This window comes from Nostoc sp. NZL (assembly GCF_015714705.1).
Taxonomy (GTDB): Bacteria; Cyanobacteriota; Cyanobacteriia; order Cyanobacteriales; family Nostocaceae; genus Nostoc; species Nostoc foliaceum_A.
The window spans coordinates 17,613-37,334 of record NZ_WBKL01000079.1 but is presented as its reverse complement, the minus strand read 5'-3'; the positions used below and the strand labels follow the sequence as shown (position 1 = coordinate 37,334).

The following is a 19,722-nucleotide window of genomic DNA, read 5'->3' as shown; positions in this document are numbered from 1 at the left end:
TTTAACTTCCCGCAGGATTGGGAATGAGGGGGACAAGGAGAATAACCTATGCCCAATACCCAATGACCAATGACTAATTACCAGCAGATGTATCAATCGATTCACCACTGACTACCACGCTTGTTTGACCATTACGCTCTCGCCACAAAGTTAGAAGAGTACTGGCGATGAAAATACTTGAATAAGCCCCCGCTGTAAAGCCAATAATTAGAGCTAAAGCAAAGTTTTTCAGAGTTTCGCCGCCAAACAGAAAGATAGCAAACAATGACAGCATCGTAGTAAAGGTCGTGTTGATTGACCGTCCTAAAGTTTGGTTAACTGCATCATCCACAATGTCAGCGATCGCTTGGTTGGGATTTATCTTGAGGGTTTCCCGAATGCGATCGTAAATTACTACTGTATCGTTGACTGAGAAACCTGTAATTGTCAGTAGAGCAACGATGAACAGGCTATCTACTTCAGTACCCAGTACTAAACCCAAAATCGAAAAAATCCCTGCCGTGATGAAGACATCATGTAATAGCGCAACGATCGCAAACACTGCATAATCTAACTGGAACCGGAAGGTCAAGTAGATTATGATGCCTGCAAAGGAAACTATTAGAGCTATTACCCCAGACCTAAACAGTTCTGCCCCCAGAGTTGGGCCAACGGTGTCAAATTGATTTTTTTGCTCGTCAAAAGTACCGACTTTTTCACTTAAGGCATTTTGCAAATTGGTACGCTGTTCACGATCCAAGTTTTTTGTGCGGATTAGTATACCATTTTCTGCACCAGTGCCTTTGTCAGCGACAATTTGGATGCTGCTATCACCCAACCCCTGAGCTTTAGCCACTTCCCGGACGACATTGATATCAATTGGCTGGTCGCAGTTACCGGGTTTGGTACAATCCCGTTCAAACTGCAATCGTGTACCACCGACAAAATCTAAACTGGGACGTAGAGGTGCTTTGATGTTCGGGTTTTGCCAAGAAATCACCATTGAGATGATACCAGCCAGAATGACGGCACTAGAAATAGCCCACCAAAGCGATCGCGATTTGTTAATACTTAGTTTCATTGAGCCACCTCTGCCTTATTTGATCTTGGCAGGTTTGGACAGAAAAGTTCTGGTTTCTTGAGTGCGGGAATTGTAATTGCTAAAAACATCAAGGTGCGACTACAGGTAATTGCTGTAAACATACTCACGGCTACACCCAAAGCCAAAGTTAGGGCGAAGCCTTTCACCAAACCAGCCCCCAGCCAGAATAGTGCAGCACAAGCAATGACTGTAGTCACGTTGCCATCTAAAATACTGGAAAAGGCTCGGTAAAAACCAGATTCTACAGAACGATACAGGGATTTGCCTGCTTGCAATTCTTCCCGTGTCCGCTCAAAAATTAGTACATTTGCATCCACCGCCATCCCAATACTAAGGATAAAACCGGCAATTCCTGGCAGAGTTAGAGTGACACCCAACAAAGCAAAGGTAGCCCAGGTCAGCAAGGCGTAAATCAATAGTGCTACATCGGCAATTAGTCCTGGTAGTCTATAGTACACTACCATAAATACTAATACTAAAGTCAGACCACCGATACCAGCGTAGATACTGCTAGTAATACTGTCTTTACCCAAGGTTGCCCCAACAGTGCGAATTTCCGCAATTTCCACCGGTACCGGTAATGCGCCACCGCGTAACTGCACACCTAAGTCATTGGCTTGCTGTGCGGTAAAATTTCCTGTAATTACGGCAGCGCCACCAGTAATACCAGTAGCGGCAAATTCTATACCCACAGTAGGAGCGCTGATCAGTTCATTGTCTAGAAAAACACCAATGCTCCGTCCAGTCCCGGCGAGATTTTTTGTCAAATCCGCGAACAGTTGACCACCCTGTTGGTCGAAGCGAATGGCAACATTCCAATTGTTACCTTGAGTGGGTTCACCATAGGCATCCTTGAGGTATTTGCCAATTAGCGGTGGATTGGTGCTTTCAAACAATTCAGCGATCGCTTGATTGCTATTCTGTAAATCTTCTTGATTCTTGACAATTGCTGCTTTGTCGGTACTCTTTCTTAACTCTTCTTGCTTGGCTTTCAATTCGGCTCTAGATGCTTGAAAAGCAAACAGTTGGGTTTCTGTATTCGGCTTTTGGGTGCGAAATTCTAACTGCGCCGTACCTCCTAGCACCCGTTCAGCTTGCTCTGGATTATTGACCCCTGGTAGTTGCACCAATATTTTATCTGCGCCGACTGTTTGGATGACTGGCTCAGAAACACCCAGACCATTAATCCGACCTTCGACAACTTTCTTCACACCTTCCAATTCTCGTTCGGTGATTTGGGGAACTTCCGCTGATGGTTTCACCTGAATAGTTAGCTGTGAGCCTCCGCGCAAGTCCAGCCCAAGAGGTATCGGAATTGTGGCAATCACCGTAATCGCGGCGATTATCAGGACTAAAATCAAAATTAATAGCGATCGCTGTCTTTGCATACCATAACTCGCAACTGACAAAGGCTATAATAGCGCTCTTTTATGGAGTTATGAGTTGGGAGTTAGGAGTTGTAAATTCAATATTAAATTCTTAACTCCTCACTCCTAACTTTTAAGTTTTAACTTTTAAACCCGCAAAGCTACCATTTTTTCCACAGCTTCCACTATTTGTTCTGGTTGGATGATTGTTAGTCGTTCCAGATTGCCGTTGTAAGGTGTGGGAATATCTTGCGAAGAAAGCCGCAATACTGGCGCATCCAATTCATCAAATAAGCGATCGTTTATTGAGGCGATAACTTCTGCTCCAATACCCGCAGTTCGCATGGATTCTTCTACAACAATGACTTTATGGGTTTTTCTTACTGATGCACCAATGGTATCAAAATCTAATGGTTTGAGAGATATTAAATCGATAACTTCTGGATCGTATCCTTGTTTTTCAAGAGTTTTTACGGCTTGTAGCACATGATGCCGCATTCGGGAATAAGTAATAATTGTGACATCTTTACCCTCACGAACCATTTCTGCTTTATCCAGAGGTAGTAAATATTCTTCTTCTGGTAAATCTTCTTTCAAGTTGTAAAGCAGAACGTGTTCAAAGAACAACACCGGATTATCATCGCGGATAGCGGATTTCAGTAGTCCTTTAGCGTTTCTTGGTGTGGAGCAGGCAACAATCTTCAACCCTGGCACAGCTTGGAAGTAAGTTTCTAGTCGCTGGGAATGTTCTGCGCCTAGCTGCCGTCCCACACCTCCAGGGCCCCGAATTACCATCGGAATTTTAAAGTTACCGCCAGAAGTATAGCGCAGCATCCCAGCGTTGTTGGATATTTGGTTGAAGGCCAACAATAAAAAGCCCATATTCATGCCTTCAATTATGGGACGCAACCCAGTCATTGCTGCTCCCACGGCCATCCCAGTAAAGCTATTTTCAGCGATTGGGGTGTCTAGAATGCGGAGTTCGCCATATTTCTGGTACAGGTCTTTGGTAACTTTATAGGAACCGCCATAGTGTCCTACGTCTTCACCGAGAACGAATACGCTGGAATCACGTGCCATTTCTTCATCAATGGCTTCCCGTAAGGCGTTGAAGAATAGTGTTTCTGCCATTTAGACCTTTTACTACGATTATGGTTTTAGAATTTTATCGTGCTGCTGTCGCAAATACCGTGAGCGATCGCACTAGTTAGAGATTGGTTTTTTTAAATGAACCGCCTCAGACACAGAGAGAAAAGGTAAAAAAGTTCTTTCTAGATTCTTTGTTATTTCCCATCTCTTGTGCTGTCTGTTTAATTGCTATTTTGCCCCTAAGCAGAGAGTAATTGCCGAGATAACTATATCAAAACTGTTGTCCAAACTCGAAATTACCCTTAAAGCTAGGCAATCCATATCTCGGAAATGCATTATCAAACGGATAAGGGAACCTTACTGATTTTCTCCACATCAGGCGTGAGAAATTTAGGAAATTCAACCAGTGATAGAGGCGGAACTCTCCTCACTGGAGTAAGCAAAATCACAAGGAAGGTGGAGCAAAATAAAACGCAAAACTTTAACTCTATAGGAGAGGCTGCATAAGCAACTGCTGTCATACACAGATAGATGTGCTGTTACGTTACGGTAGGTCTAACGCACAATACCTGAGAAACATTATGTTACTAACATAACTAACGCAACCTACATTAGAAGTTGCAAATACAAAAATCTACATACCTAAGTTAGATTTTATAGGTTTTTTGAAGTCTTTACACAAAATAAAATATCTACTAATCCTTCACTGAGCAAGCTATTAACTGCATAGAAGCCTGAAGGCAACCTCTGCACGGCTAAGTCCTGCACGCTCTCTCAGGACTTGCATATCCATATTCATGCTCCCCTGGAAAATATAAAATAGTTTTATTAAATTGATTTACTAGTAGGGGTTGGTAAGATTCTTGAGAGGTTAAGTTAGTTAACGCAGCTAAAGGTATATTTTCCAAAGCATCATCAGCCACAATTACTAAACGTTTTTTTCTTAAGTTGTTAGCGACAGGTGCGAGGATGATTTGACTAAGTTGTTTTGCTGCTTTGAGGGTTTGATCAGAAGCTCTATTTAATAGCGATTGACGAAATCATTTATGGCATTCTCTATCTTTTCCTGTCCGGGTAGTTCATAAGTATCAAGAAAATTGGGAGTGACAACCCAAAGATAGCTATGTTCTTTACCCAAGGAATATTGCAATAGCAGGGTATCTGAATCTAGTTGTTGCTGAATTTGAGTTAATTTCAGAGGGTCAGGATATTTTAGTCCTGCATATTTAGGATTAGTAGCACGTATTTTTGGCTCAAGTTCTTTGTATTGATTGAGGAGACTCTCAATTTCTTTTTTGAGGCTGGCGATATAATCACAGTCAAAACACAAAATCTCACGTCGAGCCACCAAAACACAACTCTGCGCCTCTGTGCCTCTGCGTGAGATTTCTAAATCCTTACTTTTCAATGGCTCACCCTACTTTAACCATCGCGCCGCATCTTTAGCATGGTAGGTCAAAATCAAGTCTGCGCCAGCCCGTTTAAATCCAGTTAAAGTTTCCAAAACCACCCGCTCCTCATCAATCCAACCATTGAGAGACGCAGCTTTCACCATCGAATACTCACCGGAAACATTGTAAGCCGCAACTGGTAAGTTACTTGCTTCCTTCACCCGCCAGATAATGTCCATGTATGCCAAAGCTGGCTTAACCATGAGCATATCAGCACCTTCAGCGATATCCAATTCAATCTCTTTAATTGCTTCGCGGGCGTTACCTGGGTCCATTTGGTAAGTCCTTCTGTCCCCAAATTGCGGTGTCGAGTCTGCTGCATCCCGAAATGGGCCATAATATCCCGAAGCATACTTAGCAGCATAAGACAAAATCGGCGTGTCTTGAAATCCTGCTTCATCCAAACCTACACGAATTGCCTGGACAAAACCATCCATCATTCCCGAAGGCGCGATGATATCGGCACCGGCTTTCGCTTGAGAAACAGCCGTTTTTTTCAACAATTCCAGAGTTGGGTCATTTAAAACTCGTCCTGTTAAATCACCAACTTGCAGATAACCACAATGACCGTGACTGGTGTACTCACACAAACAAGTATCAGCAATTACGATTAAGTCTGGCACTGCTGCTTTTACCGCAGTCGCTGCTTTTTGAACGATACCGCAATCATGCCAAGCGCCAGTGGCATCCACATCTTTATCAGCCGGAATACCAAATAGAATAATGGAAGGAATTCCTAAGTCGTAAACTTCTTTTGCCTCTTCGACAATTTTATCTACCGAAAGTTGGTAGACTCCGGGCATCGATTTCACCTCATTAGCGATTCCCTCACCTGGTACGGCAAATAGTGGGTAGATTAAATCGCTTGTTGTCAAAACAGTTTCACGAATCATCCGCCGCAGTTGAGGATGAGTACGTAGACGACGGGGGCGATGTATAGGAAACATAAAATTTTATGAAGAAAAACAACGCAAATGGACACAAAACAAAGCGTCACAAAAGCAGGCTAAAACTTTCCTGCCGTCAGACAGACTACAAACAGTGCTTAACTGTCTTTTGCCCTACTCTTAATCAAGCTGTAGGGCAATTTTGTATTTTACAGCTTGGTTGCATCTATCCGACGGACTAGAAAAAAAACAACATAGATAGCAAATTCCACCAAAGCAATTACATAAATTGGCTAATAGGGAAAAAATTTTTCTGATGTTGGTAATTCAAATTACCGAATACCATCATTTGTGCTAAAGAAATCGGAAAATGTAGGGATAACGAAAGGGTATATCAGGATTGCTGAAAACTCCGATGAGTGCCCAAATTGTTAATCCCCAGTGCAACAAATATCCGATACCTGCTAGTGGCCCCAGCACTAATAGAGGTAACACTAACCAACCTAATAGAAAAAATAGCGCTCCCAGAATTCCTCCATAAAGCCAGACATTAAAGTGGAAATTGATGGATTCTTTGGCGTTTTCTTTAACAACAGGGTCATCAGATACGAACAGTATGGCTATAGGTATACCTACAGATACCAACGTGGTGCTGAAAAAAATGGCTCCATGAGACAAAGCGGATAGAAGCTTTCGCTTGTCTGTGTCGTACATTCCTTTCTCCTAGTTTAGTTAGATTGTTGATTATATTACGACCCTATCACGAGCATCGTTGTCTTAAGATTAAAAGACTTGCCAGAATAGAAAAAAATTAAGTTAAGTTACAAACAAATACAGTTATGTCAACTGAACTTCAGTCTGAACTGCATCAAGCAGTTGAACTTCGCCGCAACTTTGCGATTATTTCTCACCCTGATGCGGGTAAAACTACACTAACAGAAAAGCTGCTCCTATACGGAGGTGCAATTCACGAAGCTGGGGCGGTTAAGGCGCGACGGGCACAGCGCAAGGCTACCTCTGACTGGATGGCAATGGAGCAACAACGGGGTATTTCTATTACCTCCACGGTGTTGCAATTTGAATACCGGAACTGTCAAATAAATTTATTAGACACTCCCGGACACCAAGATTTCAGTGAAGATACTTATCGGACTCTCGCCGCCGCCGATAATGCAGTAATGCTGATTGATGCAGCAAAAGGTTTGGAACCCCAAACTCGCAAATTGTTTGAAGTATGTAAGTTGCGCGGTATCCCGATCTTTACATTTGTCAACAAGCTTGACCGTCCAGGGAGGGAACCTCTGGAACTGTTGGATGAAATTGAGCAAGAACTGGGATTGCAAACCTATGCGGTAAACTGGCCGATTGGTATGGGCGATCGCTTTAAAGGTGTTTTTGACCGACACATGCAACAAATTCACCTGTTTGAACGCAGCGCCCACGGTAGCCGAGAAGCCCGTGATACTATAGTCGAGTTAGGTGATCCGAGAATAGAAGAACAGCTAGAAAAAGACCTCTACTACCAACTGAAAAATGATTTAGAACTGTTAGAAGGAGTTGGGCCAGAGCTAGATTTGCAGTTGGTACACGAAGGCAAAATGACGCCTGTGTTCTTTGGTAGCGCCATGACTAACTTTGGGGTAGAGTTATTCCTCAAGTACTTCCTCGACTATGCCCTTAAACCCGGTTCTCATTACAGCAGTGTTGGCGAAGTTGCTCCTACATACCCGGAATTTTCGGGGTTTGTCTTCAAACTGCAAGCGAACATGGACCCGAAGCACCGCGATCGCGTCGCATTTATCCGGGTCTGCACTGGTAAGTTTGAAAAAGATATGATGGTGAATCACGCCCGCATTGGTAAACTCATCCGTCTGTCTCGCCCGCAAAAACTCTTTGCCCAAGAGCGAGAATCGATTGATGTGGCTTATCCTGGCGATGTGATCGGTTTGAACAATCCCGGTGTTTTTGCGATCGGAGATACAATTTACACGGGGCAAAAGCTCGAATATGAGGGAATTCCGTACTTCTCACCGGAACTGTTTGCGTCTCTGAGGAATCCCAACCCCTCGAAGTCGAAACAATTCCAAAAAGGCATTGCGGAATTGCGAGAAGAAGGTGCTGTACAAATCATGTATTCAACTGATGAAGCCAAGCGCGATCCAATTTTGGCTGCGGTGGGTCAGTTGCAATTCGAGGTAGTGCAATTTCGCTTACAAAACGAGTATGGTGTAGAAACCATATTAGAGTTATTGCCCTACAGTGTCGCCCGTTGGGTTGAGGGTGGTTGGGAAGCATTAGAAAAGGTGGGACGGATATTCAATACCACTACAGTTAAAGACAGTATGGAACGACCAGTGTTGCTATTCCGCAATGAATGGAATTGTCAACAGTTACTGGGCGACCATCCAGAGTTAAAATTAAGCGCGATCGCTCCAGTATTTTCTAGTCAAAAACCAGTGGAGGAATAATTCACTTGACAAGCAAAACTTGGGCGCGGTTGATTTCCACGGCATCCGAGGTTCGCGCTTTTGCACAAACGTGGATCACCTAGAAGAGATTGGAGTGCCAGAATTTGTATGCCTTCACATGCCAAACCGTCTTTGGAGGCTGGTTTAGTTGCCCTCAAGCAGGGAAATTACCAAACAGCGATCGCTCAACTAGAACCTATTGCTAGCAGCCAAAGTAATGCGACTGCTAGCTTACAAGCCCAGGTTGGTTTAGTAATGGCTTATGCACGTATTGGCGAAGCCTCCAAAGCGATCGCTATTTCCCAGAATCTCATTGAGAGTAACAATCCGCAAGTTCAAGAGTGGGCAAAACGCGCTCTCGAACACCTGACAAAACGTAAAAAACGCGATCAAGAATCAAAAAATGTAGAAACTGGATTTGTTGCCTTTGATAATTCAACCCCAGCTTCTCCCCCAGTTACTCCCCCGGTAACTTCTACATTAGAGGAACAGACAAAAGATCAAGTCATAGAGACCAAGAGCGACGACACCCCGCCGATGGTACCACTAGGTAGACTCAAAGCTACAGTAGCGACACCACCGCCACCACTAGCATCTGCATCTGTGCCCTTAAGCGGTTTCATGGGTTCTGTGACCCGCACCCAAGCTAAATTATTCGGTGTTATTTATTGGCGACAAGCACAACGTGCCAAAGCATGGCAACCCCTACGTAAACCGAAATTAATCCCTTTGCGGTTGCTGACAGCAGGGACATTCATCGCCCTGTTTTGGGTGATGCGGGAAATGCTTAAGCTAGCATTGGGATTCATCAACCAGACTTTAGTCAAACTTCCTTATCTGGAGCCGTTACAGCTCTTATACCGCGACCCTACTAAATTGTTGCTAATAGTATTGGTGATTCTGATCGCAGTATCACCTTGGTTGCTGGATCTGCTATTGGCAAACTTGTATGGTCAGCGAGAATTTCCCAAAGATGTATTGAATGCCCATAGCCGCGAAGCTGTGCGGGTGTTACAACGTTGTTGCCAGCAGCGGCACTGGCCATTACCCAAACTGCGGATTTTACCAATGGCTGCACCAATTATCCTGACCTATGGTAGTCTACCACGTAATGCCAGGATTGTTGTGAGTCAAGGTCTATTAGAGCAACTGGCAGATGATGAAATCGCCACTATTTACGCTACGCAGTTAGGGCATATTGCTCACTGGGATTTTGCTGTGATGTCTTTGTTGCTGCTGGTGACACTACCAATTCATCAGCTATATCAGCAAGTATCAGAGTGGGGAGACAAAATATCAGGGAAAATTTGGCGCTGGCCGGTGACAATTCTGGCTAGTCTAATTTATGGAGTTTGGTGTTTGCTGACTGGGACTGCATTGTGGTTGTCGCGGTTGCGGCTTTATTATAGCGATCGCGTCGCATCTGAAATTACTGGTAATCCCAATGCCCTGATTCGCGCTTTACTCAAAATCGCCATTGGAATTGCCGCTGATATCCAAAAACAGGAACAGACTAGTTGGCAACTAGAAAGCTTAAATCTCCTAACACCAGTGAGCCACCAACAGAGCCTAGCTTTGGGCACTATTGCCAGCAATCTATCTTTTGAATCATTTTTGAAGTGGGATACTGCCAATCCCTATCGCCGATGGTTTACGATTAATAGTAGTCATCCTTTGATGGGCGATCGCATCGAACGCCTCTGTCAAATAGCCCGTCACTGGCATCTAGACACCGAACTACATTTTGCTAGTGAACCATCAAAGGTTAAGCGTCAGTCTTTCTTGTTACAAATCGCTCCCTGGTTGGGAATTCCTCTAGGGGTTCTGTTTGCAGCGTTCGTCTGGCTAACCTGGCAACTAGCATTCACACTCAAGTTTTTAAATCTAAAGTGGATATATGAAGATTGGTCTTTCATTACAGGCTGCCTTCTGATTGGCTTTAGCATCGGTACAGTGATGCGGATTAATTCTTTCTTCCCTGATATTAAACCTGCAACTGTGCAAACTGACGACTACTTACCCAACCTGTTATCTGACCCTTCTACCTTACCCATTGATAGCGTCAGTGTGCGTCTTGTAGGAAAATTGTTAGGTCGTCAAGGCACTAGCAACTCCCTAGCGCAAGATTTAATTCTCCAGTCCAGTGCAGGTTTAGTGAAATTACACCATGTTTCTTGGCTAGGACAGTCAGTCAATCACCAGGATCTAATTGGTAGGCAAATTATCGTTACAGGTTGGTTCCGGCGAGGAGCAACACCTTGGATCGATATCCAAACTCTGGAAACTCAAAGTGGTAAGACGATTCATAGCCCGCATCCAATTTGGTCTACTTTTTTGGCAGTTGCAGCACAGGCTTGGGGCGCATATGTTTTTCTCACTGGTTAGTCATTAGTCAGGAGACAATAAACGATTGACAAAGGAAAAATCGTAATGTAAACAAAAGTTGCAGGTTTTCTTTCAAAGTGTTACATTTATTTACACAAACAATAGCAGCCAATGTAACTCAGCACTACAGCTTAGTTATAAATTTGGATGCTTTTCCCCCGCTCCATACCTTTTTATCCTCCCAACACAGCAGGAAAATAACCAGCCACTGGCTGGTTTTTGTTTCAAAATATGCTCCCTTGAATAAAAAAATGTGTTTTATGTTACGATGCAATAATACTAATGTCGGAAATGTATGCGCTAAACTAGCTACGTAGAAAATACCGTGGTAATGTAAGGAATGGTATTTGATTCTGCGAAAAAGGGCATGGAAAAAAGCGTGTACTTTAGCAGGCAATAGGCTATTAAATTTACAATTCTTAGAATTAAGGTGTTATTAGCTCACCATAGAGTGGGCCTTTGGATTAAACAAGCTTGATCCCGACGAAAAACTGTATTGTTGTATAGGTTAACAGTTTCGAGCAAAAAAATTGGTTGATGGCAGTCTTGGTCAATAGCATCTATTTAATTAAAAGCCAAAGCCAAGTGATTGTTTTCTTGCCTTGCCATGTTCATTTAACTCTGGAGGTATAGTTCATGTCCATTCGCCTATATATAGGTAATTTGCCTAAAGAAGAAATAGATCGTCAGGATCTGCAAGCAGTTTTTGCAGCAGAAGGTGATGCTGTAACTACTAAATTAATTAAAGACCGTAAAACTGGCAAATGCCGTGGTTTTGGTTTTCTGACAGTCAACAACGACGAACAAGCTGACGAAATCATTGAAAAATACAATGGTCAGATGTTCAAAGACACTCCGATTAAGCTAGAGAAAGCATTACCTCGGACAAAGGGTGAAGAAGGCGACGAGCAAGCACCTAAACCGGTTACTCTTGCTAGTAGTACTCCCACTCCTACCCCTAATAGAGAAGGTAGCCGTCGCGAGAAAAGCTCTAAGAAGCCTCGTCGTGGCGGTGGTGGAGGTGGAGGTTCTCGTGAAAACAGCACCACAACTACCGATTCAGACGCTATTCGTCCAGATCCTCGTTGGGCTTCGGAATTAGAAAAGCTGAAGCAGATGCTAGCTGCACAAACTACGAATTAGTCCCTAAGGGAAAGAGATTAAAAATTAAAAATCAGAATTTTTTTTTGATTTTTAATTTTTAATTATTGTTGATTATCACCTAGCTGCTTGATTAAAAACAACTTGCAGCTAATTTTGTAAGTGCGTAGCCGCAGCCCAACTTAGGCATCGCATAGTAAAATCAAACGACACATAAATTTCACCCATTCCGAATACTTACGTAATAGCAATAAGTCTATACTGATACAACAGTAACTTATATAGAGTTGCTATCAAAGCTTACTTGTAAAAAAATTAAGTTTTTGTGATTAGGCGCATTGGAAAACCTAAGCAAATATCAATGCGATCGCAAGGATTATCTGGATTTGATAAATTATAGTCAGTAATGGCAAGCTTCATAATGCCAAGTAAACCGGGGGCAAAGACGCGATCACTCTAAAGATAATCTACACTCAAAGTGATACCGATCATTTGCAGCTTCTGTTTATGTCCTCAACTCTAGATTCTTTGCCACCTGCGCTCGCTAAAATTGTCCAGCGCTTTCAACGCGCTTCCGAACCGAAGCGACGCTATGAACAGCTAATCTGGTATGCTCAGAAGCTCAATGAGTTCCCAGAAGCTGATAAATTACCCGAAAATAAAGTTCCTGGTTGCGTGTCTCAAGTTTATATCACAGCAGCCTTGGATGATGGTAAGGTTGTGTTTCAGGGCGATTCTGATTCCCAGTTAACCAAAGGATTAGTGGGACTTTTGGTTGAAGGATTACACGGACTAACGCCAACTGAGATTGTCCAACTTACTCCAGATTTTATTCAACAAACAGGTTTAAACGTTAGTCTGACACCTTCCCGTGCCAATGGGTTTTACAACATTTTTAAAACCATGCAAAAAAAAGCATTGGAATGTAAGTTAGATTTGCCTAACTAAACTTGGTTATTGGTCATTTGTCATTAGTCATTAGTCATTGGTCATTTGCAAAGGACAAAGGACAACTGACAAATGACAAAAAACGTACAACTACCAAAATTTAGTCTTATGTCAACCAATCTATTATCTACCTCTGGTGCTGTTGCTTTTGGTGGAGTAGTTCAAGAATATCTCTGGAATTTTGAAAATCAGCAATTGCGCGTTGTTTATGAAACCCTCGGTAAAGGTTCACCGCTATTGCTACTACCAGCTTTCAGCAGTGTTTCGACACGCTTGGAAATGGGCGAACTTGCTAGGTTACTAGCTCCCAATTTTCAAGTTGTAGCCCTAGACTGGCCTGGATTTGGACAATCTTCTCGCCCTAGTTTGAATTACAGACCAGAAATATATCAGCAATTTCTTGAAGATTTTGTCAAAGCTGTTTTTAATACTCCCATTACTGTGGTGGCGGCTGGTCATGCTGCTAGTTACGTTTTACAATTAGCTGTCAAACAACCTGCTACTTTCTCACGAATTTTGTTGTTAGCTCCTACTTGGCGTGGGCCTTTGCCAACAATGGGAGCAAGTCAGCAAATAGCTGGCATTGTGAGAGAATTGGTGCGATCGCCTATACTTGGTCAAGCTCTCTACAAACTCAACACTACCCAATCTTTCTTAAGTTTTATGTATCGCCGTCATGTCTTTACTGACGCGGCTAAAATTACACCCAGTTTCATTGATAAAAAGTGGCAAACAACTCAACAACCAGGAGCGCGATTTGCATCTGCTGCCTTTGTAACTGGTAATCTAGATGCTGTACACGAACAATCTGATTTTCTGGAACTTGTGCAGTCTCTAACCGTACCGCTCATGGTAGTAATTGGAGAATCCAGCCCCCCCAAATCACGAGAAGAAATGAACGCTTTGGTAGCCTTACCAGGAGTGAGAAGCGTTGTTGTTCCTGGTTCTCTGGGACTGCATGAAGAATACCCAGCAGTTGTTTTAGAAGCAGTTCAAGATTTTTTGTTCTCCCCAGAAAATTAAATCCTCGCACCAAGACGCAAAGATCATTTTGCGCCTTGGTGCGAGATAGATTAGTTCAAGCTACTGCGAGTAAGTTTTTGCAAGCGAGACAGAGAAAGCGCTAGTAAACCGACTATACCAAGACCAAGAACAGTTGATGACTCAGGGACTGCCTTGACTTCAAAATCAAAATTGAAAGTGCCAGACTCTTTAAAGGGAATGGGGTTATTGCCATTGCCTAAATCCACTAATTTGAATGATGCAGAATAAGTTCCCAGTGGTGCAGCAGCATCAGTCCAAAAAGTAGGGGTGAACGAAAAATTATCACCACTGCCGATTGTGTAGATATCGCCGACTGACTTGACAATATCAACGCCTGCTGAATCGCCAATATTCAATCCACTGCTAATTGACGTTAATTGTAAACCAATATTTGCACCCTCAAGAGACGACTGCCAACGACCATTAGAGCTATTGAACAAATACTGGTTGTCTAATTCTTTTGAAGTTTTTAGAGACGCTATAGGTTCTATTGTCAGATTGCTATATTCCTTATCTGTTGCGGTACTAATCAAGCGACCAGTATAAAACCCTGTGCCAGGTAACAATGTTAGCGGCGGTTGTTCTGAGTAAGATTCAGGAATTCGGTTATTTGTATTGGTTGGGTTAATGGTTGGGTTATCTAATAACCCTGAGTAGCTATAAGTACCAATGCCGTGGAAATGGCTAGATTCCGGCGTGTCTTCATTCCTGTGTGCAAAGAGAAGAGTCAAACGATTGTAGTTGGGGTTCTCCAAACCTGCGTATGTCCCTGTAGGTAAAACTTCCAAACCATCTAACCCAACGTAAAAGCCGGTTTCATCCGAATGATTATGAGTATCATCTGCTTGTGCTGGGGCTAAAGCGGTAGATAAAACCAGTGGTGCAACAACTAAAAAGCTGATTGCAATAGACGCAGATGCTTGCCCTGTTTGAGTTACTTGCTTTTTCGAGCAGGCAGTGTTTCTTGAAACCACCACACTTCTCCATCAAACTATAATTTTCCTATGCGATAATGATTATCATAATTTTCTTGGTACTGTCAATGTACTAACCTGCAACTTCCTGGAGGGTTAGTTGGGATATTCCTACCAGCTACGCCAACTTGCGGATATTTATTACTTATTACAGATGCATAAAAGAAAATATTTGGTGAGAAAATTATGTGATTATTTTGCTGAAACTCAAAATAACAGCAAGTTCGCACAAAAATATAAAAAGATTTATCATAGGCGATAATGATTATCCATAAGGTGAGACAAGAGGAATTTAGAGTATGGTGGCTGACGTAATCAATAATTCAGTTCCCGTTACTGTTCTGACTGGCTATTTGGGAGCAGGTAAAACGACTCTACTCAATCACATCCTCACCTACGAACACGGCAAAAAAGTTGCTGTGATTGTCAATGAATTTGGGGAAGTGGGTATTGATAATCAATTGATTATCGATGCAGATGAAGAAATATTTGAAATGAACAATGGCTGTATCTGTTGTACAGTACGCGGCGATTTAATTCGCATCATTGGCAACTTGATGAAGCGGCGCGATAAATTTGACCATTTAGTAATTGAAACGACTGGATTAGCCGATCCTGCACCAGTGATTCAGACATTTTTTGTTGATGAAGACTTGCAAAGCCAATTGTCTCTAGATGCGGTGGTAACAGTCGTAGATGCCAAGCATATTTGGCAGCACTGGGATGCAGATGAAGCACAAGAACAGATTGCCTTTGCCGATGTAATTTTACTTAATAAAACCGATTTAGTAGCGCCAGAAGAGTTGGATGAATTAGAAAAACGGATTCGGGCGATGAATGCGATCGCAAAAATCCACCGTACCCGCAATTCTGAACTAGGAATGGATGCTTTATTAGGTGTAAAAGCCTTTGATTTAGACCGCGCATTAGAAATTGATCCAGATTTCTTAGGCGAAGATGCCCACGTACACGATGAAAGCGTCTTTTCTGTAGCTTTAGTAGAAGCGGGTGCAGTTGATGGAGAAAAATTAAACACTTGGCTTTCGGAGTTACTGCGTACTCAAGGGCCAGATATCTTTCGGATGAAAGGCATTTTAAATATTGCTGGAGAAGAAAATCGATTTGTATTCCAGGGAGTACACATGATATTCGATGGCAAACCCGATCGCCCCTGGAAACCGAGTGAAACCCCCAAAAACGAACTAGTATTCATCGGCCGTAACCTTGATGCAGCCCAACTTAAGCAAGATTTTCTTGCTTGTCTAGCTTAAAAAGCGAGTTAGGAGTTATGAGTGATGAGTTAAAGATTCCTAACTCCTAACTTCTAACTCCTAACTCCTAACTCCTAACTTCTCTACATAACTATGAACTCCACAACCAGCAAATCTAAGGAATTTGAACAACACTATTCGGGGACACTTTCAGATTATGTAACTGCGATCGCTTGGTCGCCACAAGGTAAAACTTTAGCAGCAACTTCCGCCGCCGGGGAAGTAGTTTTGTGGAATGATGGCGAACTCACAAGTTTACAAACTGGTAACGGTAAATCAGCAGACTGTCTAGCTTTTTCACCAGATGGAAAATTTTTAGCCGTTGGTGGACAAGATGGACAAGTAAAAATCTGGCACGATACTGAATTAATCGCCACCTTGGAAAATGCCCCCGCATGGGTTGACAAGCTAGCTTGGAATTACACCAGTAACCAACTGGCTTTTAGTTTGGGGCGTTACGTCCAAGTTTGGGATGCAGATACTCGTGAAATTGTCGTAACACTGAATTTCGACAACTCTTCAGTACTGGGTATAGATTGGCGCATTGACGGACAATACTTAGCTATTGGCGGTTACAAGGGGGTCAAGATTTGGCACAGTCAAAACTGGGATGAAGAACCATATAACCTAGATATGACTACTGTCAGTGTAGCTATGGCTTGGTCGCCCGATGGCAAATTCCTGGCTTCTGGCAACATGGATCGTAGTGTCACCGTTTTGGAATGGAACAACCCCGACCCTTGGGTAATGCGTGGCTTCCCTGGTAAAATTCGCCAATTGGCATGGTCAGAAGCTATGACCAAAGTCGGTGCGCCAATACTGGCATCTTCTAGCGTTGAAGGTATTGTGGTGTGGGAAAAGCTAGAGGATGACACTTTAGGTTGGGAAGCGCGAGTATTAACAAATCATGTGGGTGTGATTAATGCGATCGCCTTTGCACCTAAAAGCTTCCTTCTCGCTTCTGTTGCTGCTGATGGCTGGTTGTGTTTGTGGAACAAAGCCAAGGAAGTATCCCAAATTATCACAGGTGTCTCAGCAGGATTTTCCACCCTAGCTTGGCATCCCCAAGGCAAGTTACTGGCCGCAGGCGGTGAACAGGGCGAATTACTTGTATGGTCAAAGGTTTTGCGGGGTCAAGGATTCGGGCGCAGTTAAAATAATTCGTAATTCGTAATTCGTAATTCGTAATTCGTAATTCGTAATTCGTAATTAAAGACTATTACATCAAAGTATTTATACGCAGACTGAAAAAAGCGCCACTTATAGATGTTGGCGTTCGCCTATCCTTTTGGAAGAAGGGTAATTAAACCCAACAATTACGAACTACGAATTACGAATTACGAATTATTAAAGTTGAAGGTGGTCAATTTATTAGCTATGCTGTATCAGCAAAGGTATCTTTGTGTAAATTATGAACATAGTCAAACTTATTTTACTTGCCTGTCCCGCATTTTTGGTATCCATGCTGCTGGTAGTCAATCCAGCACACGCATCCAGCCTGAAATCTGCTGATGCTACCCAAATTATGACGGTAGTATCTATACAACAAATTCCTGATCTGGCAACACTACATTTGATTCAAACATCTAATCCGATTATTGATCAACTTGGTTGCAATTGTGCCAACTGTGTTCAGTCTAAATTTCAGTCGTTACAAGGCAAACTCCCATCCGTCGATTTTTAAATAAATTTAGGAGTTATGAATATTGTCGGGGCACAGCATTGCTGTGCCCTTATTAGTTTTATAAGCTTTTTGTACGTGGCGATCGCCTACGGCACGCACTCGTTCCTGCATAATTATTTATCATATTCGCTAAAGTCACGCCTGAAAAACGAGGTAGTAAAGCTGTTAGGTGAATTCCTAGATACTGAGAAAGCTGCTGGTAAGCCAGTGAAGTTGGTGCGATTGCCATCTGCACCCAAGCTGTTAAGCTCTTGTTAAAAGAGCTAGTCTGGGAATTAGAAAACTTGCTAGAGTGAACAGAGTTAGCCTTAATGTCTAATCCCCAAAACCTATACATCTCATGGATTTTGCTAATATTGCATCCCAGTTGAACGCTGGAACGATTTTGCCAGAGGGGATTGTTATTCTCACCCTCTTGGGGGTTTTGATTGTTGATTTGATTTTGGGGCGTACATCCGCACGCTGGATTGGATATCTAGCGATCGCAGGTTTATTTGCTTCGATTGTCGCCCTATATTTTCAATGGGACTCTCCTAATCCCATCGGTTTCACCGGTAGCTTTAACAGTGATGACCTGAGTATCGTCTTTCGCGGTATTATTGCCTTGTCTGCGATTGTAACTATACTGATGTCAATTCGCTACGTTGAGCAGAGCGGCACTGCTTTAGCCGAATTCATCGCTATTTTGCTGAGTGCTACTCTAGGAGGGATGTTTTTATCCGGGGCTAGTGAGTTGGTGATGATTTTCATCTCCCTAGAAACCCTGAGTATCTCCTCTTACTTGTTAACAGGTTATACCAAGCGTGACCCCCGCTCCAATGAAGCGGCGCTGAAATACTTGTTAATTGGAGCTTCCAGTACAGCAATATTTTTGTACGGTGTATCACTGCTGTATGGACTATCTGGAGGACAAACTGAACTAAGTGCGATCGCTAATGGCATTGCCACAGCGAAAGTCGGTCAATCTTTAGGTTTAGTGATTGCCCTAGTTTTTGCGATCGCGGGTATTGGCTTCAAAATCTCCGCTGCACCCTTCCACCAGTGGACACCAGACGTTTACGAAGGCGCTCCCACCCCAGTTATCGCCTTTTTATCTGTCGGTTCCAAAGCAGCTGGGTTTGCCCTAGCCATCCGCTTGCTGACAACAGCCTTCCCTCTTGTTGCTGACGAGTGGAGGTTTGTCTTCACAGCTCTAGCCGTTCTCAGCATGATTTTGGGTAACGTAGTCGCCCTAGCTCAAACCAGCATGAAACGGATGCTAGCTTATTCATCCATTGGCCAAGCTGGGTTTGTGATGATTGGCTTAATTGCTGGTACACAGGCAGGGTATGCCAGTATGATATTTTACTTACTGGTTTATCTGTTCATGAACCTGTGCGGCTTTACCTGCATCATCCTGTTCTCACTACGGACGGGAACTGACCAGATTGCCGAATACTCTGGTTTATATCAAAAAGACCCACTCCTAACACTGGCGTTGAGTATCTCCCTGCTTTCCTTGGGTGGTATTCCACCATTAGCTGGATTTTTCGGCAAGATTTACTTATTTTGGGCTGGTTGGCAAGCAGGACTTTATTGGTTAGTCTTGCTAGGCTTAGTTACCAGCGTCGTCTCGATCTATTACTACATTCGCGTAGTTAAGATGATGGTAGTCAAAGAACCCCATGAAATGTCCGACGCGGTGAAGAATTATCCACAAGTGCGTTGGGATTTGCCTGGGCTAAGACCTTTGCAAGTCGGGTTGGTGGTAACATTAATTGCCACTTCTATAGCAGGGATTTTGTCAAATCCACTGTTTACATTGGCTAATAATTCCATCTCCCACACACCATTTTTGCAAGCAACAATCAACAGTAATGTAAAAGCACAAAATCTACTGCTTTTGCCAAAGTTAGATTCGGTTAGTCAGTCTCAACCCTCAGTTGATTCTACTGCTAAGATTTAACCGATTCTCAACCAAAATTTGTACTCA

17 protein-coding genes and 1 pseudogene are annotated in these 19,722 nt (G+C 43.0%); 10 read left to right on the top strand and 8 right to left on the bottom strand.

Translation table 11 applies throughout. The features are described 5' to 3' along the window. Positions 1-73 precede the first annotated feature (73 nt). From secF to F8R90_RS11420, 7 genes and pseudogenes are all read right to left on the bottom strand, one after another. Positions 74-1,060, bottom strand: a complete 987-nt coding sequence (gene secF / locus F8R90_RS11445; protein ID WP_196510836.1) for a protein translocase subunit SecF — start codon at positions 1,058-1,060, stop codon at positions 74-76. After that, positions 1,057-2,469, bottom strand: coding sequence for a protein translocase subunit SecD (gene secD / locus F8R90_RS11440; protein WP_196510880.1), 1,413 nt, complete (start codon positions 2,467-2,469; stop codon positions 1,057-1,059). The genes secF and secD overlap by 4 nt, the downstream gene beginning before the upstream one ends. Positions 2,470-2,595: 126 nt before the next feature. Next, positions 2,596-3,579 (bottom strand): alpha-ketoacid dehydrogenase subunit beta, encoded by a 984-nt coding sequence (locus F8R90_RS11435; RefSeq protein ID WP_190892814.1) that lies wholly within the window; start codon positions 3,577-3,579, stop codon positions 2,596-2,598. A gap of 679 nt (positions 3,580-4,258) precedes the next feature. Beyond that, positions 4,259-4,330, bottom strand: a pseudogene (locus tag F8R90_RS32830) (helix-turn-helix domain-containing protein); the annotation flags it as partial. A gap of 228 nt (positions 4,331-4,558) precedes the next feature. After that, entirely contained in the window at positions 4,559-4,945 is a 387-nt protein-coding gene (locus F8R90_RS11430; protein WP_196510835.1) for a hypothetical protein, read from the bottom strand. 9 nt (positions 4,946-4,954) lie between these two features. Next, positions 4,955-5,935 (bottom strand): porphobilinogen synthase, encoded by a 981-nt coding sequence (hemB, locus tag F8R90_RS11425; RefSeq protein ID WP_196510834.1) that lies wholly within the window; start codon positions 5,933-5,935, stop codon positions 4,955-4,957. Positions 5,936-6,229: 294 nt separating this feature from the next. Continuing rightward, positions 6,230-6,589, bottom strand: a complete 360-nt coding sequence (locus tag F8R90_RS11420) for a DUF4870 domain-containing protein (protein ID WP_190892807.1) — start codon at positions 6,587-6,589, stop codon at positions 6,230-6,232. Between the two features lie 125 nt (positions 6,590-6,714). Between F8R90_RS11420 and prfC the strand changes: the two genes are divergently transcribed. The 5 genes from prfC (at position 6,715) to F8R90_RS11395 (ending at position 13,800) form a co-directional block, all read left to right on the top strand. Then, positions 6,715-8,343: a peptide chain release factor 3 gene (gene prfC / locus F8R90_RS11415; protein ID WP_190892805.1), complete on the top strand. Its 1,629-nt coding sequence runs from the start codon at positions 6,715-6,717 to the stop codon at positions 8,341-8,343. Between the two features lie 108 nt (positions 8,344-8,451). Next, positions 8,452-10,728: a M48 family metalloprotease gene (locus tag F8R90_RS11410; RefSeq protein ID WP_196510833.1), complete on the top strand. Its 2,277-nt coding sequence runs from the start codon at positions 8,452-8,454 to the stop codon at positions 10,726-10,728. Positions 10,729-11,364: 636 nt separating this feature from the next. After that, entirely contained in the window at positions 11,365-11,871 is a 507-nt protein-coding gene (locus tag F8R90_RS11405; protein WP_190892801.1) for an RNA recognition motif domain-containing protein, read from the top strand. Between the two features lie 465 nt (positions 11,872-12,336). Beyond that, on the top strand, positions 12,337-12,777 hold the full coding sequence (locus tag F8R90_RS11400) for a SufE family protein (RefSeq protein WP_196510832.1): 441 nt from the start codon (positions 12,337-12,339) through the stop codon (positions 12,775-12,777). 108 nt (positions 12,778-12,885) lie between these two features. Beyond that, positions 12,886-13,800 (top strand): alpha/beta fold hydrolase, encoded by a 915-nt coding sequence (locus F8R90_RS11395; protein ID WP_196510879.1) that lies wholly within the window; start codon positions 12,886-12,888, stop codon positions 13,798-13,800. Between the two features lie 50 nt (positions 13,801-13,850). On the opposite strand, the gene F8R90_RS11390 is transcribed toward F8R90_RS11395, so the two are convergent. Continuing rightward, complete coding sequence (locus tag F8R90_RS11390) at positions 13,851-14,795, bottom strand: all3515 family Zur-repressed PEP-CTERM protein (protein ID WP_196510831.1); 945 nt, start codon at positions 14,793-14,795, stop codon at positions 13,851-13,853. A 299-nt stretch (positions 14,796-15,094) separates the two neighbouring features. Here F8R90_RS11390 and F8R90_RS11385 point away from each other — a divergent pair, with 299 nt between their 5' ends. From F8R90_RS11385 to F8R90_RS11365, 5 genes are all read left to right on the top strand, one after another. Next, a complete protein-coding gene (locus F8R90_RS11385; RefSeq protein WP_196510830.1) occupies positions 15,095-16,066 on the top strand; it encodes a CobW family GTP-binding protein in 972 nt (323 codons plus the stop codon). Between the two features lie 93 nt (positions 16,067-16,159). Next, complete coding sequence (locus F8R90_RS11380) at positions 16,160-17,221, top strand: WD40 repeat domain-containing protein (RefSeq protein ID WP_196510829.1); 1,062 nt, start codon at positions 16,160-16,162, stop codon at positions 17,219-17,221. Between the two features lie 256 nt (positions 17,222-17,477). Then, complete coding sequence (locus tag F8R90_RS11375; protein WP_196510828.1) at positions 17,478-17,750, top strand: hypothetical protein; 273 nt, start codon at positions 17,478-17,480, stop codon at positions 17,748-17,750. A gap of 15 nt (positions 17,751-17,765) precedes the next feature. Continuing rightward, on the top strand, positions 17,766-18,008 hold the full coding sequence (locus F8R90_RS11370) for a hypothetical protein (RefSeq protein ID WP_196510827.1): 243 nt from the start codon (positions 17,766-17,768) through the stop codon (positions 18,006-18,008). Positions 18,009-18,090: 82 nt separating this feature from the next. After that, the gene (locus F8R90_RS11365) at positions 18,091-19,695 is read left to right on the top strand and encodes an NAD(P)H-quinone oxidoreductase subunit N (RefSeq protein ID WP_196510826.1); all 1,605 of its coding nucleotides are present in this window, start codon (positions 18,091-18,093) and stop codon (positions 19,693-19,695) included. Positions 19,696-19,722: the final 27 nt, after the last annotated feature.

Bases quoted from the DNA above. Each gene is read 5' to 3' on its own strand.
- F8R90_RS11370 (WP_196510827.1), top strand. From the start codon at position 17,766: ATGAATATTGTCGGGGCACAGCATTGCTGTGCCCTTATTAGTTTTATA.
- F8R90_RS11420 (WP_190892807.1), bottom strand. From the start codon at position 6,589: ATGTACGACACAGACAAGCGAAAGCTTCTATCCGCTTTGTCTCATGGA.
- secD (WP_196510880.1), bottom strand. From the start codon at position 2,469: ATGCAAAGACAGCGATCGCTATTAATTTTGATTTTAGTCCTGATAATC.
- prfC (WP_190892805.1), top strand. From the start codon at position 6,715: ATGTCAACTGAACTTCAGTCTGAACTGCATCAAGCAGTTGAACTTCGC.
- secF (WP_196510836.1), bottom strand. From the start codon at position 1,060: ATGAAACTAAGTATTAACAAATCGCGATCGCTTTGGTGGGCTATTTCT.
- F8R90_RS11365 (WP_196510826.1), top strand. From the start codon at position 18,091: ATGGATTTTGCTAATATTGCATCCCAGTTGAACGCTGGAACGATTTTG.
- hemB (WP_196510834.1), bottom strand. From the start codon at position 5,935: ATGTTTCCTATACATCGCCCCCGTCGTCTACGTACTCATCCTCAACTG.
- F8R90_RS11395 (WP_196510879.1), top strand. From the start codon at position 12,886: ATGTCAACCAATCTATTATCTACCTCTGGTGCTGTTGCTTTTGGTGGA.
- F8R90_RS11400 (WP_196510832.1), top strand. From the start codon at position 12,337: ATGTCCTCAACTCTAGATTCTTTGCCACCTGCGCTCGCTAAAATTGTC.
- F8R90_RS11435 (WP_190892814.1), bottom strand. From the start codon at position 3,579: ATGGCAGAAACACTATTCTTCAACGCCTTACGGGAAGCCATTGATGAA.
- F8R90_RS11410 (WP_196510833.1), top strand. From the start codon at position 8,452: ATGCCTTCACATGCCAAACCGTCTTTGGAGGCTGGTTTAGTTGCCCTC.
- F8R90_RS11375 (WP_196510828.1), top strand. From the start codon at position 17,478: ATGAACATAGTCAAACTTATTTTACTTGCCTGTCCCGCATTTTTGGTA.
- F8R90_RS11385 (WP_196510830.1), top strand. From the start codon at position 15,095: ATGGTGGCTGACGTAATCAATAATTCAGTTCCCGTTACTGTTCTGACT.
- F8R90_RS11380 (WP_196510829.1), top strand. From the start codon at position 16,160: ATGAACTCCACAACCAGCAAATCTAAGGAATTTGAACAACACTATTCG.
- F8R90_RS11405 (WP_190892801.1), top strand. From the start codon at position 11,365: ATGTCCATTCGCCTATATATAGGTAATTTGCCTAAAGAAGAAATAGAT.